This is a genomic window from Sphingomonas turrisvirgatae (assembly GCF_001721295.1).
In the GTDB taxonomy this organism is placed as follows: domain Bacteria; phylum Pseudomonadota; class Alphaproteobacteria; order Sphingomonadales; family Sphingomonadaceae; genus Sphingomonas; species Sphingomonas turrisvirgatae.
Genome location: NZ_MDDS01000023.1, coordinates 15,785 through 29,213 on the forward strand (window position 1 = coordinate 15,785; position 13,429 = coordinate 29,213).

Annotated in this window: 16 protein-coding genes; 5 read left to right on the forward strand and 11 right to left on the reverse strand. The window is 67.1% G+C overall.

All coding sequences use genetic code 11. The features are described 5' to 3' along the window. Nucleotides 1-53 precede the first annotated feature (53 nt). The 3 genes from BFL28_RS09665 (at nucleotide 54) to BFL28_RS09675 (ending at nucleotide 2,334) form a co-directional block, all read left to right on the forward strand. The gene (locus BFL28_RS09665) at nucleotides 54-605 is read left to right on the forward strand and encodes a shikimate kinase (protein ID WP_069320356.1); all 552 of its coding nucleotides are present in this window, start codon (nucleotides 54-56) and stop codon (nucleotides 603-605) included. Next, complete coding sequence (gene aroB / locus BFL28_RS09670; RefSeq protein ID WP_069320357.1) at nucleotides 602-1,690, forward strand: 3-dehydroquinate synthase; 1,089 nt, start codon at nucleotides 602-604, stop codon at nucleotides 1,688-1,690. Before BFL28_RS09665 ends, aroB begins: the two co-directional genes overlap by 4 nt. Nucleotides 1,691-1,794: 104 nt before the next feature. Beyond that, nucleotides 1,795-2,334 (forward strand): hypothetical protein, encoded by a 540-nt coding sequence (locus BFL28_RS09675; RefSeq protein ID WP_069320358.1) that lies wholly within the window; start codon nucleotides 1,795-1,797, stop codon nucleotides 2,332-2,334. A gap of 139 nt (nucleotides 2,335-2,473) precedes the next feature. On the opposite strand, the gene BFL28_RS09680 is transcribed toward BFL28_RS09675, so the two are convergent. Both BFL28_RS09680 and BFL28_RS09685 read right to left on the reverse strand, forming a co-directional pair. Next, entirely contained in the window at nucleotides 2,474-3,802 is a 1,329-nt protein-coding gene (locus BFL28_RS09680; protein WP_069320359.1) for a metal-dependent hydrolase family protein, read from the reverse strand. Nucleotides 3,803-3,849: 47 nt separating this feature from the next. After that, the gene (locus tag BFL28_RS09685) at nucleotides 3,850-4,224 is read right to left on the reverse strand and encodes a DUF1244 domain-containing protein (protein ID WP_069320360.1); all 375 of its coding nucleotides are present in this window, start codon (nucleotides 4,222-4,224) and stop codon (nucleotides 3,850-3,852) included. A gap of 74 nt (nucleotides 4,225-4,298) precedes the next feature. Between BFL28_RS09685 and pyk the strand changes: the two genes are divergently transcribed. Next, nucleotides 4,299-5,765 carry a pyruvate kinase gene (gene pyk, locus BFL28_RS09690; protein ID WP_069320361.1) on the forward strand — a complete coding sequence of 489 codons (1,467 nt, stop codon included), beginning with the start codon at nucleotides 4,299-4,301 and terminating at the stop codon, nucleotides 5,763-5,765. A 63-nt stretch (nucleotides 5,766-5,828) separates the two neighbouring features. Next, a complete protein-coding gene (locus tag BFL28_RS09695) occupies nucleotides 5,829-5,957 on the forward strand; it encodes an entericidin A/B family lipoprotein (RefSeq protein ID WP_069320388.1) in 129 nt (42 codons plus the stop codon). Between the two features lie 3 nt (nucleotides 5,958-5,960). On the opposite strand, the gene tatC is transcribed toward BFL28_RS09695, so the two are convergent. The 9 genes from tatC to rarD all read right to left on the reverse strand — a co-directional run bounded on the left by tatC (nucleotide 5,961) and on the right by rarD (nucleotide 13,367). Then, nucleotides 5,961-6,755: a twin-arginine translocase subunit TatC gene (gene tatC, locus BFL28_RS09700; RefSeq protein WP_069320362.1), complete on the reverse strand. Its 795-nt coding sequence runs from the start codon at nucleotides 6,753-6,755 to the stop codon at nucleotides 5,961-5,963. Next, nucleotides 6,752-7,150 (reverse strand): Sec-independent protein translocase protein TatB, encoded by a 399-nt coding sequence (gene tatB / locus BFL28_RS09705; RefSeq protein WP_069320363.1) that lies wholly within the window; start codon nucleotides 7,148-7,150, stop codon nucleotides 6,752-6,754. The genes tatC and tatB overlap by 4 nt, the downstream gene beginning before the upstream one ends. A gap of 26 nt (nucleotides 7,151-7,176) precedes the next feature. Further along, nucleotides 7,177-7,419, reverse strand: coding sequence for a twin-arginine translocase TatA/TatE family subunit (locus tag BFL28_RS09710; protein ID WP_069320364.1), 243 nt, complete (start codon nucleotides 7,417-7,419; stop codon nucleotides 7,177-7,179). A gap of 28 nt (nucleotides 7,420-7,447) precedes the next feature. After that, on the reverse strand, nucleotides 7,448-8,053 hold the full coding sequence (scpB, locus tag BFL28_RS09715) for an SMC-Scp complex subunit ScpB (protein ID WP_069320365.1): 606 nt from the start codon (nucleotides 8,051-8,053) through the stop codon (nucleotides 7,448-7,450). Further along, nucleotides 8,050-8,781 carry a segregation and condensation protein A gene (locus BFL28_RS09720; protein ID WP_069320366.1) on the reverse strand — a complete coding sequence of 244 codons (732 nt, stop codon included), beginning with the start codon at nucleotides 8,779-8,781 and terminating at the stop codon, nucleotides 8,050-8,052. The genes scpB and BFL28_RS09720 overlap by 4 nt, the downstream gene beginning before the upstream one ends. 121 nt (nucleotides 8,782-8,902) lie before the next feature. Beyond that, nucleotides 8,903-9,904: a beta-N-acetylhexosaminidase gene (gene nagZ / locus BFL28_RS09725; protein WP_069320367.1), complete on the reverse strand. Its 1,002-nt coding sequence runs from the start codon at nucleotides 9,902-9,904 to the stop codon at nucleotides 8,903-8,905. A 66-nt stretch (nucleotides 9,905-9,970) separates the two neighbouring features. Then, the gene (locus BFL28_RS09730) at nucleotides 9,971-10,678 is read right to left on the reverse strand and encodes an SPOR domain-containing protein (protein ID WP_069320368.1); all 708 of its coding nucleotides are present in this window, start codon (nucleotides 10,676-10,678) and stop codon (nucleotides 9,971-9,973) included. Next, a complete protein-coding gene (gene argS, locus BFL28_RS09735) occupies nucleotides 10,678-12,405 on the reverse strand; it encodes an arginine--tRNA ligase (RefSeq protein ID WP_069320369.1) in 1,728 nt (575 codons plus the stop codon). Before argS ends, BFL28_RS09730 begins: the two co-directional genes overlap by 1 nt. 50 nt (nucleotides 12,406-12,455) lie before the next feature. After that, complete coding sequence (gene rarD, locus BFL28_RS09740; protein ID WP_119184578.1) at nucleotides 12,456-13,367, reverse strand: EamA family transporter RarD; 912 nt, start codon at nucleotides 13,365-13,367, stop codon at nucleotides 12,456-12,458. Nucleotides 13,368-13,429 lie beyond the last annotated feature (62 nt).

The window sequence follows — 13,429 nt, forward strand, 5'->3', positions numbered from 1 at the left end:
GGGCGCGCGGCCTTTTGCCCGAGCGCGGCCCTCGCTGTATAGCCCCCGCGATCATGGCGCAAACCCACTCGTCCCAATCCCCGGCTCCCCAGCGCGCCATCGTTCTTGTCGGCCTGATGGGCGTAGGCAAGACCACCGTCGGCCGCCGCCTCGCCCAGCGGCTCGGCCTGCCGTTCGTCGACGCCGACGCCGAGATCGAGACCGCCGCCGGCATGACCATCGCCGAAATCTTCGAGAAGTTCGGCGAGGCGCATTTTCGCGACGGTGAGCGGCGCGTGATCGCCCGGCTGATCGACGGATCGCGCAAGGTCGTCGCAACCGGCGGCGGCGCGTTCATCAACGATGCGACGCGCGCGCTGATCCTTGACCAGGCGACCGCCGTGTGGCTGGACGCCGATCCCTCCATCCTGGCGGAGCGCGTCGCCAAGCGCGACCACCGCCCCCTGCTCCGCGGAAAGGACCCGCTCAAGGTGCTCACCGACCTCGCGCAGGCGCGCAATCCCTATTATGCGCTCGCCCCGATCCATATCGCGAGCAAGGCGGTGCCGCACGAAGCGACCGTCGCGGCGATCATCGATGCGCTCCAGCAGGACAAGTCGGCATGATCACCGTCCCCGTCGCGCTCGGCGATCGCAGCTATGACGTGCGGATCGAGGCAGGCCTGTTGAACCGCGCTGCCGATCAGCTGGCGCCATTTGCAAGGCGTCGCCCGTTCGTCATCGTCACCGACGCCAATGTCGCGCCCCACGCCGAACGGCTCGCCGCGCAATTGCCGGGCAGCGAGGTCATCACGCTCCCCGCGGGTGAAGCGAGCAAGAGCTGGGGGCATCTGGAGCGCCTGACCGACCGCCTGCTCGAGCTTGGGATCGAGCGGAACGACCATGTCATCGCATTGGGCGGCGGGGTCATCGGCGATCTGGTGGGCTTCGCCACCGCGATCCTGAAGCGCGGCTGCAACTTCATCCAGATCCCGACCACGCTGCTGGCGCAGGTGGACAGCAGCGTCGGCGGCAAGACCGCGATCAACAGCGCGGCGGGCAAGAACCTGATCGGCGCCTTCCATCAGCCAAGGGTGGTGCTGATCGACCCCGACCTGCTCGACACGCTGCCCGCGCGTGAGACCGCGGCCGGCTATGCCGAAGTCGTCAAATACGGTTTGATCGACGACATCGCCTTCTTCGAATGGTGCGAGTCGAACGGTGCCGCACTGCTGGCCGGCGACGGCGACGCGCGCGCCCATGCCATCGCGCATTCGGTGGCAGCCAAGGCGCGCATCGTGGCGGAGGACGAGCGCGAAACCACGGGGAAGCGCGCGCTCCTCAACCTCGGCCACACCTTCGGCCACGCGCTGGAGGCGGAAACCGGATTCTCCGACAGGCTGCTCCATGGCGAAGGGGTGGCAGCGGGCATGGCGCTCGCCTTTGCCTTCTCGGCGCGGCAGGGCCTATGTCCGGAAGAGGATGCCGCCCGCGTCGCCGCGCACCTCGCGGCCGTCGGCCTGCCCCATGACCTCGCCAGCGCCGGCATCAGCGCGAGCGGGGCGCGGCTGGTCGAGCATATGCTGCATGACAAGAAGATGGACGCCGGCACACTCCCCTTCCTCCTCGCACGCGGGATCGGCCAGACCTATCTCGACAAGACTGTGGACCTCAAGGAGGTCGCCGCGTTCCTGGACGAACGGCCGCGCTGACTGGCGCGCCCCTCCTTGGCCGGCGCCGTCTTCGAATTGACAGTTGCGGATGCCCCGGAACCATGCTGCTTGAACTGATCATGCTCTAGCGCTGGGGGCGTCACATGAGCGATTTCGAGTATTTTTTCAGCTTCTATGGGCTGCTGCTCGGGCTTGCGGTCGCTAACGTCGCCACGGGGTTCGCGGATATCTGGCGCGACCGCCAGTCTGCAGCAATCGGCATGTGCGTGCCGATGCTTGCTTCTATCGTTCTATTTGGCGGCATGAACGTCTGGCTGGTGAATTGGGGCGCTCGCGAGGTGGTGACCCTGGATGCTTGGCGGATGTTGAGCGCTGCGGGCGTCGCGCTCCCCTATGTCTTCATCAGCCGGGCGATGTTCCCCACCGCTGACCAGAAAACGGCGCTCGATGACCACTATATGCAACACCGGAAGTTCATCTTGGTCGCACTGGCTGTTTCGCCAAGCGTTTCGGCAACAACCACCCTGATCCTCAACAATGGATCCTTTGGCCTCTGGAGCGGCGCGTGGATCGCGACGCGTATCCTTTCACCATTGCTGCTGATCCCGTTCGGGCATCTGAAAGTTCAAAAGGCGGGGCTGGCCCTGATCATCGTGCTGCTCGTCGTCGGTTTGTTCCGTTAAGGGCCAAGGCGCGCGGAGCCAGCGCGAACCTGCCGGAACAAGACGCGCCGAACGATACCGCTCGCGAGTGACCGCCTAATCTTTCCGGCGCGCGCCGGGGGCGCAGGTGCGACCCTGCGCCTATTGCGCCGGGAAGCCCCTACCGCTTGCCGCCAGCCTTGTGCACCGCGCCGCGACGCATCACGAAGTCCACGCGCTCCAGCCGCGTCACGTCCTCGAGCGGGCTGCCGCTGACCGCGATGATGTCGGCATCCTTGCCCGGCTCGATGCTGCCGATCGTGGCGCTGCGGCCCAGCGCTTCGGCTGCGCTGACCGTGGCCGCCTTGATCGCCTGTGCCGGGGTCATTCCGGCCTTGACCATCAGTGCGAACTCGCGCGCATTGTCGCCATGCTTCGACACGCCGGTGTCGGTGCCGAACGCGACCTTGACGCCCGCGGCGATCGCCTTGCTGTGGCTGGCGAAGGCGGCAGCGGCGGCTTCCTCGGCCTTGGGCAGCACGGCAGGCGGCAGCAGCCCCTTGCGCGCGAACTCGACGGCTGCTTGCGGCGCCAGCATGGTCGGGACGAGCCAGGTGCCCTTGGCCTTCATCGCCTTGATCGCCTCGTCGTCCAGGAACGATCCGTGATCGACCGTATCGACGCCGGCCGCAACCGCCGCCTTGGTGCCCGCGACGCCGTGGCTGTGCGTCGCGACCCGGCGCCCGAGGCCGTGCGCCGTATCGATGATCGCACGCATCTCTTCATCGGTCATCGCGCGGCCAAGACCGCCCGAGACGTTCGAGAGCACGCCGCCCGTCGACATGTACTTGATCGCCTGCGCGCCCAGCGCGATCTGCTGCCGCACCGCGCGGCGACAATCGTCCGGCCCGTCACAGGTGTTGATCTGATGCTGGTGCATCGCGTCGGCAAAGGTTTCCGAAAGACCGTTGCTGGGATCGGCATGGCCGCCGGTCACCGAAATGGCGGTGCCGACATTGACGATCGTCGGCCCAGCGATCACCCCGCGCTCGACCTCCTCGCGCAGTGCGCGCATGCCGCGCGCATTGCCGCCCAGGTCGCGAACAGTGGTGAAGCCCGCGTCCAGCGTCACCCGCGCGTTCCCGACCGCCCACATCATGTCGTCGGCATCGTCGCGATTGAGCGCGGTCAGCCGGTCGTTCAGCGGGTCGCCGCCGATGCCCCACAGATGGACGTGCATGTCGATCAATCCCGGCAGGACGAACCGGTCCTTGAGATCGACCAGCTCGGCCCCGCCCTCGGGCGCGACATGGCCGTCACGCACCTCGGCGATCTTGCCATCGCGCACGATGATCGTGCTCGCTCCGCGCGCCGCCTCACCCGGACGGGCGAGCAGCGCGCCGGCATGGATATAGGTGACCGTGGGCGCCGCCGCTGCAGGTGCGGCGGTCTGGGCCGACAGCGGCGTTGCAGCGAGCAGGACGGCGGCGATAGCGGTGAAACGGCGCATGTTGATCTCCCCTGTTCTCGCCAGCTTAGCGCGCTTTTCAGGCGATACTAGCCGCCCGGTTGCGTGATCGTAGGCGGATCGCTTGCCGGGAAACTGTCGTCCAGCTCCGCGTCCAGCTCGGCGTCTGCGCGGTTCTTCGCGACGCTCGCGTTCATCCGTTCGATCTGCTCCGGCGTCGCCTCCCCCTGATGCTTCGCCTTCCAGTCGCCATAGGGCATGCCATAGATCGCTTCGCGCGCGGCGTCCTTGCTCAGTTCGCCTCCGCTCGCTTCGGCCACCCAGTCGCTCAGGCAGTTGCGGCAGAATCCCGCGAGGCCCATCAATTCGATATTCTCGGCATCCGTGCGGTGGCGCAGATGCCGTACCAGCCTGCGGAACGCTTGCGCGGCGATCCGGTCATCGATGCTGTCCAGCGTTGGCATGATTATGGTCTCTCCGGTTGAACGGGCCGCATTTGCCGTTAGGAACGCCAGCGCACAAGGCGGAGACCGGATTGATGAACAAGGCCATGCACCCCCGTTCGCGCAAGGTGCGCGTTCTGGCGACGCTGGGCCCGGCGAGCAGCACGCCGGAGATGGTGGCAAAGCTGCACGCCGCGGGCGCCGATGCATTCCGCATCAACATGAGCCATGGCGATCAGGAATCGAAGGTGCCGGTCATCCAGGCGATCCGCGCGCTGGAAAAGACCACCGGCCGCCCGACTACGATCCTGGCCGACCTTCAAGGACCCAAGTTGCGCGTCGGCAAGTTCGCCGAGGGGCGCGTGACGCTCGCGACCGGCGCCGCCTTCCGCCTCGATCGCTCGTCCGAACCCGGCGACGTCACCCGCGTCGAACTGCCGCATCGCGAGATTTTCGAGGCGGTGGCCGAGGGCGCACGCCTGCTGCTCGACGACGGCAAGATGGTGCTGCGCGTCACTGGCTATGGCGGCCATGGCGGTGACGCGTGGATCGACACGCGGGTCGAGGTCGGCGGCACCTTGTCCAATTCCAAGGGGCTGAACGTCCCCGACATGGTGTTGCCGCTCGCCGCGCTGACCGAAAAGGACCGCAGCGATCTTGCCTTCGCGGTCGAGCAGAAGGTCGACTGGATCGCGCTCTCGTTCGTGCAGCGGCCGGAGGATCTGGCCGAAGCGCGCAAGCTGATCGGCGGCGGGGCGGCGCTGCTGGCCAAGATCGAGAAGCCGAGCGCGGTCACCCGGCTGGAGGAGATCGTCGAAGCGTGCGACGGCGTGATGGTCGCGCGCGGCGACCTGGGCGTCGAGCTGCCGCCGCAAAGCGTGCCCCCGTTGCAGAAGCGGATCGTGGAAACTGCGCGCCGCTTGGGCCGCCCGGTGATCGTCGCGACGCAGATGCTTGAATCGATGATCACCTCGCCCTCGCCCACCCGCGCCGAGGTGTCGGACGTGGCGACCGCAGTCTATGACGGCGCCGACGCGATCATGCTGTCGGCCGAAAGCGCGGCCGGCGCATGGCCGACCGAATCAGTGACGATGATGAACGACATCGCCGATTCGGTGGAGCGCGATCCGGCGCATGGCGACCGCGTGCATTTTACCGTGACCAAGCCCGATCCGACCACCGCCGACGCTTTGGCCGAAGCGGCCAAGTCGATCGCCGCGACGGTCAGCGCGACGGCGATCATCTGCTTCACCATGTCCGGCTCGACCGCGCGCCGCATCGCGCGCGAACGGCCGGCGGTGCCGATCCTGGTGCTGACGCCAAAGGTCGAGACGGCACGGCGCATGGGCCTGCTCTGGGGCACCCATGCCGTGCACACCAAGGATGTCGGCTCGTTCGAGGAGATGGTGGCAAAGGCCAAGCGCATGGCGCTGCGCCACGGCATCGCCAAGGCGGGCGATCGAGTCATCATCTGCGCCGGCGTGCCCTTTGGCACGCCAGGGTCGACCAACGTCCTCCACGTCGTGCCCATCATCGGCGACGAGTTGAAGGGGCGAAACTAACGGCTGCGGAACGAACCCGCCCGCTCGATCATTCAGCCGTTCGGCAGCTTGATGGAGGAAGTGATGCGAAAGTTCGTTGTTCTGGCCCTGACCGGCCTCGCCCTCACCGCGTGCAACACGATCGAAGGCGTGGGCAAGGACGTGAAATCGGCGGGCGACACCGTCGCCAAGACGGCCGACGATTCCAAGTAGATCCTAATCGGCGGCGGCTTCGGCCGCCGCTTCCTTTTCGCCCAGATCCTTGGCCCGCCGCCGGCGCGTGAACCAGATGCCGACGAGCGAGAGGAAATAGAGCGCGCAAAGCGGCCCGGCGAGCAGCAGCTGCGACCCGATATCGGGCGGCGTCAGCACCGCCGCCACGGCAAAGGCGGCGACGACGGCATAGCGCCAGGCGCTCTTCAACTGCTCGTAGGTGACGATCCCGGCCCGCTCGAGCAGCATCAGCAGCACCGGCAACAGGAACGAGATGCCGAACGCGAACAGGAACTGCATCACGAAATCGAGATAGTTGCCGACCGCGGGCAGCGCTTCCTGCTTCACTCCGCCGCCCAGGTCGCCTTCCAGCCCCAGCAGGAACTTGAGCGCGACGGGAATCGCGAAGAAATAGGCAAGCGCGCAGCCCAGGGCGAACAACACCGGCGTCGCCAGCAGGAACGGCAGCAGCGCCCGCTTCTCCTTGCGGTACAGGCCGGGCGCGACGAATTGCCACAGCTGGTTGGCGATGACCGGGAACGACACCATCATCGCGGCAAAGAACGCCACCTTGATCTGCACCATGAAGGCTTCGAAGATCTGGGTGAAGACCAGCCGGTCCTGCCCCGCCGCGGCCAGCGGCTGGACGAGCAGGCCGAAGATCGGCTTGGCGAAGTAGAAGGCCACGGCAAAGGTCAGCACGAGCGACACGACGCAATAGAACAGCCGCCGGCGCAGTTCGATCAGATGGTCGAGCAGCGGCGCTTCGCTGTTGTCGATCTCGTCCTCGCTGCTCATGGCACGGCCTTCGTCGCGGGCGGCTCACCCTCGTCGCCCTTCAGCGCGGGCGGCTCCGTCATCACCGGCGGCATGTCCTCGGGATCGATCGCGGCGGGCGCAGCGGGCGCGGCGCCGTCGGGATTGGGGTCATAGACAGGTGCCGGCAGCGTCTTTTCCGGCGGATGCTCGCGCATGATGCGGGCATTTTCCTCGGCCCACTTCTTTTCCATTTCGGCGAGTTCCGCCTCGCGCACCATGTTGTCAAAGCCGCTGCGGAACTGGCGCGCCACGCCGCGCGCCTTGCCGACCCAATGGCCGACGAAGCGCATTGCCTTGGGCAGATCCTTGGGCCCAATCACCAGCAGCGCGACGATCGCCACCACCAGGAATTCGGGCGCATTGAAATCGAGCATCTAAGCCGTGACCAACGCGTGCAGGCTTACTGGCGGTCGGCCGGACGCGCTTCGGACTGCGCCTGCGGGGTCGGCTGCGGATCGTTAACTCGCTTGGCCTCCAGCTCGGCGGGGCGCGCCGGCGTCTCGTCCTCTTCGGCCATGCCCTTCTTGAACTGCTTGATGCCCTTGGCGACGTCACCCATCATGTTCGAGAAGCGGCTGCCGCCGAACAGAAGGATTACGAGCACACCGACGATCAGCCAGTGCATCAGACTCATGCTACCCATCGGAACTCTCCGTTGATTCAGCGCCCATCTAGTCGCGTTCGTCCGACGTTTCCATGACTTCCTCACCTTGCGCCGCCTCGAACGCGAGATCGACCGGATCGAGCAGCCCGGCAGCGCGCAAATCGTCGATGCCGGGCAGGTCGCGGCGGCTGGCCAGGCCGAAATGCGTGAGGAACTCGGCCGTGGTCGCGAAGGTGAGCGGGCGGCCCGGCACTTCGCGGCGGCCGGCGGGCCGGATCCAGCCTGCCTCCATCAGCACGTCGAGCGTGCCTTTCGAGATCTGCACGCCGCGGATCGATTCGATCTCGGCCCGCGTCACCGGCTCGTGATAGGCGATGATCGCCAGCGTCTCGATGCCCGCACGGCTCAGCTTGCGACTGTCCTCGCGGTCGCGCCGCAGGAAGTTGGCGAGGTCGGGCGCGGTCTGGAAATGCCAGCGCCCACCGCGCTCGACCAGCTCGATGCCACGCCCGCTATAATGATCGGCGAGCGCCGCCAGCGCGGCAGCGACATCGAAACGATCGCCGACATAGGCGCGGATATCGGCGAGCGTCAGCGGCTGCTCGGCGGCGAACAGCACCGCCTCGACCGCTCGCCCGACCTCGTCGATCGGGGTGTCGCCGGGCGAGTTCATGCGGTTGCCTTGAGATAGAGCGGCGCGAACGCCGATTGCTGGCGCAGTTCCACCCGTCCCTGCTTGGCAAGCTCGAGCGCGGCGAGGAAGGACGAGGCGAGCGCCGACTTGCGGTAGAGGCCGGTCGCCTCCCCCGGCACGAAGCTTTCGATCGTGCTCCAGTCGATGCGCTGCCCGATCAGCTCGGACACGCGGGCCAGCGCATCCTCCAGCGTCATCACCGGCCGCACTGCGACCACATGCATCACCGGGCGAGTCCTCGCGCTGATCCGGCCATAGGCGGCGATCAGGTCATAGAGTTCGGCGTCGTAGCGCGACTTGCGCACGACCCTGAGGCCTTCGGGCGCACCGCGCGAGAACACGTCACGGCCCAGCCGGTCGCGCGCGACCAGCCGTGCGCCTGCCTCACGCATGGCGTTCAGCCGTTCGAGGCGAAGCTGAAGACGCAGCGCCAGCTCCTCCGGGCTAGGCTCGACCGCCGGATCGCGCGGCAGCAGCAGCGCCGACTTGAGATAGGCGAGCCAGGCCGCCATCACGAGATAATCGGCGGCGACCTCCAGCTTGAGCTCGCGGGCTTCGTTCACATAGGTCAGATACTGGTCGACCAGTTGCAGGATGGAAAGCTGGCGAAGATCGACCTTCTGGTTGCGGGCGAGCGCGAGCAGCAGGTCGAGCGGCCCTTCCCAGCCGTCGATGTCGATGGTGAGCGCTTCGGGATCAGCGGCCATGTGCCAGCGCCATCCCCGCACGATGCCATGGGCCGCTTCGCCTCGATCGATGCCGTTTCACCGTCATCGCCATAGCTTGCGGCACCGCAGACCCCGGCACAAGGCCGGGGCGACCGGATCGCTATACGAGCGCCAGCAGCGCATCGCGCTTGACCAGCAATTCGGCCATGTCGGCCGCTTCCAGTCGCACGCTCGCCATCGCGCGATCGAGCCGCGCCAGTGTTTGCGGCGAAGCGTCGCCCAGCCGCCCGGCAATGTCCTGCATCTCGTCCAGCCGCGCCCAGCAATCGAGCGCGACGTCGCAGCCGGCGGCGATCGCGGCCGCGGCCTTCTCGCCCGCAGTGCCCGACAGCGCCTTCATGTCAATATCGTCGGTCATCAACAGCCCGTCGAACCCGATCCGGCCGCGGATCACGTCGCGGATGACGGTGGGCGAGAGCGTGGCCGGGTTCGCCGCGTCCCATGCCTTGAACACGACGTGGCAGGTCATCGCCATCGGCGCGTCCCTTAGCGTGCGGAACGGTTCGATATCGCTTTCCAGCGCGGCCTCGTCCGCTTCGACCACGGGCAGTTCGTAATGGCTGTCGACCACGCCGCGCCCGTGTCCCGGCATGTGCTTCACCACCCCGACGACGCCGCCCTTCGCCATCCCGTCGAGCATCACGCGGCCGAGCGCGGCGACCCGCATCGGATCGCTGCCGAACGTCCGCTCGCCCACGGCGGGCGTCGTCTCGGGCTGTCGCACGTCGAGCAGGGGCGCGCAGTTCACGTTGACGCCGACGTCGGCGAGCATCAGCGCCAGGGCGTGCGCATTGGCGCGCGCCGCCTCGATCGCCGAGGATGGAGCCAGGTCATACAGGCGGTCAAAGGCCGGTCCCGCCGGGAATTCGGGCCATACCGGCGGCTTCATTCGCGCGACGCGCCCGCCCTCCTGATCGATCAGGATCGGCACATCGTCGCGACCGGACAGGTCGCGCAAGGTGTCGGTCAGCGCGCGCATCTGTGCGCGGTCGATACAATTGCGGGCGAACAGGATATAGCCGAGCGGGTCGGCGTCGCGGAAGAACGCTTGTTCGTCGGGCGTGAGGACCGGGCCGGACAGGCCGTAGATGACGGGCTTCATAGGCCCGCTATATCCGGCCGCCCCGCCACCGTCATCCCGGCTTTCGCCGGAACGACGGCGCATTGCTCACATCGGCGCCAGGAAGCAGGCTTCGCCCGCCGCCTTCAGCCGCCCGCACAGGTCGCGCGCCTGCCCGTTGCTGCCGGCGTTGACGCGCAGGCGGTGCACGGCCTTGCCGTTTACCTCGGCCTTTTCGACCGACTTGCCGAGTGGCGCGATGTAGTTGAACCGCTTCGACAGCCGGGCCCAGGCGGTGTTGGCCATTGCCTCGCTCGGGAACGAGCCGAGCTGGATCACCGCGCTGCCCGACGATGCGCCGGGCGACTTCTGCGCCGGAGCGGTCGCCTGCGCCACGGCGGCGGGCACGGTCGCGACCACGCGGCTCGCGCCCTTCACCGGCGTGGGGCTCGCCTTGGGCGCGGCCTTGCCGGCGACCGGCACCTCAGGCATCGCGCCGACATTGACCGATCCGTTGGTGGTCGCCCCCTCGCTCGCGGCGAAGACGGCGTCCCCCTCACCCTCCACCTTCATGCCGCCGGGATCGTCGGGCTTGACCTTGTACGGGCCGTCCTGGGCGTTGATCAGCTCACCGGTGCCACCGCCACCGCCGGTTCGCTGGAACCAGGTATAGCCAGCGATCGCCGCCGCGACGACGGCGAGGCCCAGCACCGCCAGCAAGGCAGCGCGCAGCCAGCCGGGCCGCTCCTCATATTCCTCATCGGCCGTCTCCAGCCAAGGCAGGCGATCGTCCTTGAGCTCGTCCACCGCGTCCATCAGTTCAGCTCCTGAACCGCCTCTACCCCCATGATGGCGAGGCCATTGCGGATAACCTGCCCGATCGCGTCGGCCAGGAAAAGTCGCGCGCACGTCATCGGTACATCGTCGGGCAGCAGGAAGCGGCGCGACGGATCGTCATTGCCCATGTTCCACAACGCGTGAAACTCAGCCGCCAAGTCATAGAGATAAAAGGCGATTCGATGCGGCTCGCGCGCTGCCGCCGCCCCTTCGACCGTGCGGGGATATTGCGCTGCGAGCTTCACCAGCGCGAGCTCGCGTGTATCGAGACGGGACAAATCCGCTGCATCGCACAAAATTTCTGCCTCGGCCGCGCGGCGGTGAAGCGAAGCGATGCGGGCGTGGGCATATTGGACGTAGAAGACCGGGTTGTCCTTCGACGCTTCGACCACCTTGGCGAAGTCGAAGTCCATCTGGGCATCGGCCTTTCGCGTCAGCATGGTGAAGCGCACGACGTCCTTGCCGACTTCATTCACCACATCAGCAAGCGTGACGAAGTTACCGGAACGCTTGGACATTTTGACCGGCTCGCCCGCACGCAGCAGCCGCACCATCTGGACCAGCTTAACGTCGAAACGTGTCTTGCCGCCGGTCAGCGCGGCGACGGCGGCGGTGATCCGCTTCACCGTCCCGGCATGGTCCGCGCCCCAGATGTCGATCAGCTGGTCGGCGGCCCCCGCCTTCTGGAAGTGATAGGCCATGTCCGCGCCGAAATAGGTCCAGGCGCCGTTCGACTTCTTGATCGGGCGGTCCTGATCGTCGCCGAACTCCGTCGAACGGAACAGCGGCAGCTCGACCGGCTCCCAGTCTTCGGGCGTCTCGCCCTTCGGGGCCTCGAGCACGCCATCATAGACGAGATCATGCTCGCGCAGCCACGCTTCGGCCTGTTCGGGCTTGCCAGCGGCCTGCAGCTCGGCCTCAGACGAGAACAGGTCGTGATGGATGCCAAGCAGGGCCAGGTCCTGCTTGATCATGACCAGCATGTCAGCAACCGCCGCCTTGCGGAACAGCGCGAGCCACTCGCCCTCAGGCGCGTCAGCGTATTTATCGCCATGTTCGGCAGCGAGCCGCTCACCCACCGGCTTCAGATAGTCGCCGGGGTAGAGGCCCTCCGGAATTTCGCCGACCTGATGGCCAAGCGCTTCGCGGTAGCGCAGATGCGCCGAGCGAGCGAGCACATCGACCTGCCCGCCCGCATCGTTCACATAATATTCGCGCACGACCTTGTGCCCGATCGCTTCGAGCAGGCTGGCAAGCGCGTCGCCGACCACTGCGCCGCGGCAATGGCCCATATGCATCGGACCAGTCGGATTGGCCGACACATATTCGACATTGACGGTGACGCCCGCACCGCTGTCGCTGCGGCCATAACGGTCGGCGGCATCGTTGATCGCGGCAAGCTCGTCGCGCCAGGTATCGTCGGTCAGCGTCAGGTTGATAAAGCCCGGCCCGGCGACCGAGACGGCGGCGACTTCGGAGAGCTTGTGCAACTCGGCCGCGATCTTCTCCGCCAGCGCGCGCGGATTGGTGCCGGCGGGCTTGGCCAGCACCATCGCAGCGTTCGTGGCCAGGTCGCCATGGCTGGTGTCGCGCGGTGGCTCGACCGTGACGGCGCGTCGCTCCAACCCCGCCGGCAGATCACCCGACGCGACCAGCGCGTCGAGAGCGGCATTCAGATGGGCAGCGAAACGGGTATAGAGGGTCATCGGACAGTCCGTGGTTGAGCCTAGCGCGCGCCTCTAGCGCAACGCAGCCGTCACGTCACGCGACGCCGGGCCGCGATCGTTCCGTGCAGCGCGAAGATGGCGAGGCCGGTCCAGATCAGCCCGAAGCAGATCGCGTGGGCGGTCGTCATGTGCTCGCCGAAAAAGCCGATCGCCAGCAAGAACTGAACCGTCGGCGCGATATATTGCAGCAGGCCGAGCGTCGAATAAGGCAAACGTCGCGCGGCAGCGGCGAACAGCAGCAGCGGCGTGGCGGTGATGACGCCCGACAGCACGAGCGCGGCGGTCCATTGCGGCGTCTGCCCGAAGCCGAGCGGCGCGTGAGCGGACAGCCACGCGAGGTAAGCGACCGCGAACGGCGCAAGCAGCGCGGTCTCGATGGTCAGTCCTTCGAGCGATTCCACCGGCGCAACCTTGCGCACGAAGCCGTAGAACCCGAACGACAGGGCCAGCGTCAGGCTGATCCAGATGCCCTGCCCGGCGCCGATCGCCAACACCGCGACCCCGATGGCGGCAAAGACGATGGCGACCAGCTGCGCGAAGCCCGGCCGCTCGCCCAGCAGCACCATGCCGATCAGCACGTTGACCAGCGGGTTGAGGAAATAGCCCAGGCTGGATTCCAGCACATGGCCGTGATGGATCGCCCAGATATAGACTAGCCAGTTGATCGAGATAAGCGCCGCGCTGACCACCAGCAGACCGATTGCGCGCGGATTGCGGAGCGCCGCCACAAGCTTGCCCCCGCGCCGCAACGCCAGCGTCAGGATGACGAGCAAGGCGACCGACCATAGCACGCGCATCCCGACCACTTCGCCGGCATTTACGCCCTGCAGCAACCAGAAATAGAGCGGCAGCAACCCCCACAGGCCATAGGCGCCCAGCCCCTGGAGGATACCGGTGCGGTCGAGCCGGTCCGGCGCGGCGGGGGGATCGGAACGGGCCATGCCGGGGCAGATGGGCGCGATGCTGCGCCGCGGCAAGACAGGGTCGCTATGCCGCAGCGAAG

Bases quoted from the DNA above. Each gene is read 5' to 3' on its own strand.
- BFL28_RS09665 (WP_069320356.1), top strand. From the start codon at position 54: ATGGCGCAAACCCACTCGTCCCAATCCCCGGCTCCCCAGCGCGCCATC.
- aroB (WP_069320357.1), top strand. From the start codon at position 602: ATGATCACCGTCCCCGTCGCGCTCGGCGATCGCAGCTATGACGTGCGG.
- BFL28_RS09675 (WP_069320358.1), top strand. From the start codon at position 1,795: ATGAGCGATTTCGAGTATTTTTTCAGCTTCTATGGGCTGCTGCTCGGG.
- BFL28_RS09680 (WP_069320359.1), bottom strand. From the start codon at position 3,802: ATGCGCCGTTTCACCGCTATCGCCGCCGTCCTGCTCGCTGCAACGCCG.
- BFL28_RS09685 (WP_069320360.1), bottom strand. From the start codon at position 4,224: ATGCCAACGCTGGACAGCATCGATGACCGGATCGCCGCGCAAGCGTTC.
- pyk (WP_069320361.1), top strand. From the start codon at position 4,299: ATGAACAAGGCCATGCACCCCCGTTCGCGCAAGGTGCGCGTTCTGGCG.
- BFL28_RS09695 (WP_069320388.1), top strand. From the start codon at position 5,829: ATGCGAAAGTTCGTTGTTCTGGCCCTGACCGGCCTCGCCCTCACCGCG.
- tatC (WP_069320362.1), bottom strand. From the start codon at position 6,755: ATGAGCAGCGAGGACGAGATCGACAACAGCGAAGCGCCGCTGCTCGAC.
- tatB (WP_069320363.1), bottom strand. From the start codon at position 7,150: ATGCTCGATTTCAATGCGCCCGAATTCCTGGTGGTGGCGATCGTCGCG.
- BFL28_RS09710 (WP_069320364.1), bottom strand. From the start codon at position 7,419: ATGGGTAGCATGAGTCTGATGCACTGGCTGATCGTCGGTGTGCTCGTA.
- scpB (WP_069320365.1), bottom strand. From the start codon at position 8,053: ATGAACTCGCCCGGCGACACCCCGATCGACGAGGTCGGGCGAGCGGTC.
- BFL28_RS09720 (WP_069320366.1), bottom strand. From the start codon at position 8,781: ATGGCCGCTGATCCCGAAGCGCTCACCATCGACATCGACGGCTGGGAA.
- nagZ (WP_069320367.1), bottom strand. From the start codon at position 9,904: ATGAAGCCCGTCATCTACGGCCTGTCCGGCCCGGTCCTCACGCCCGAC.
- BFL28_RS09730 (WP_069320368.1), bottom strand. From the start codon at position 10,678: ATGGACGCGGTGGACGAGCTCAAGGACGATCGCCTGCCTTGGCTGGAG.
- argS (WP_069320369.1), bottom strand. From the start codon at position 12,405: ATGACCCTCTATACCCGTTTCGCTGCCCATCTGAATGCCGCTCTCGAC.
- rarD (WP_119184578.1), bottom strand. From the start codon at position 13,367: ATGGCCCGTTCCGATCCCCCCGCCGCGCCGGACCGGCTCGACCGCACC.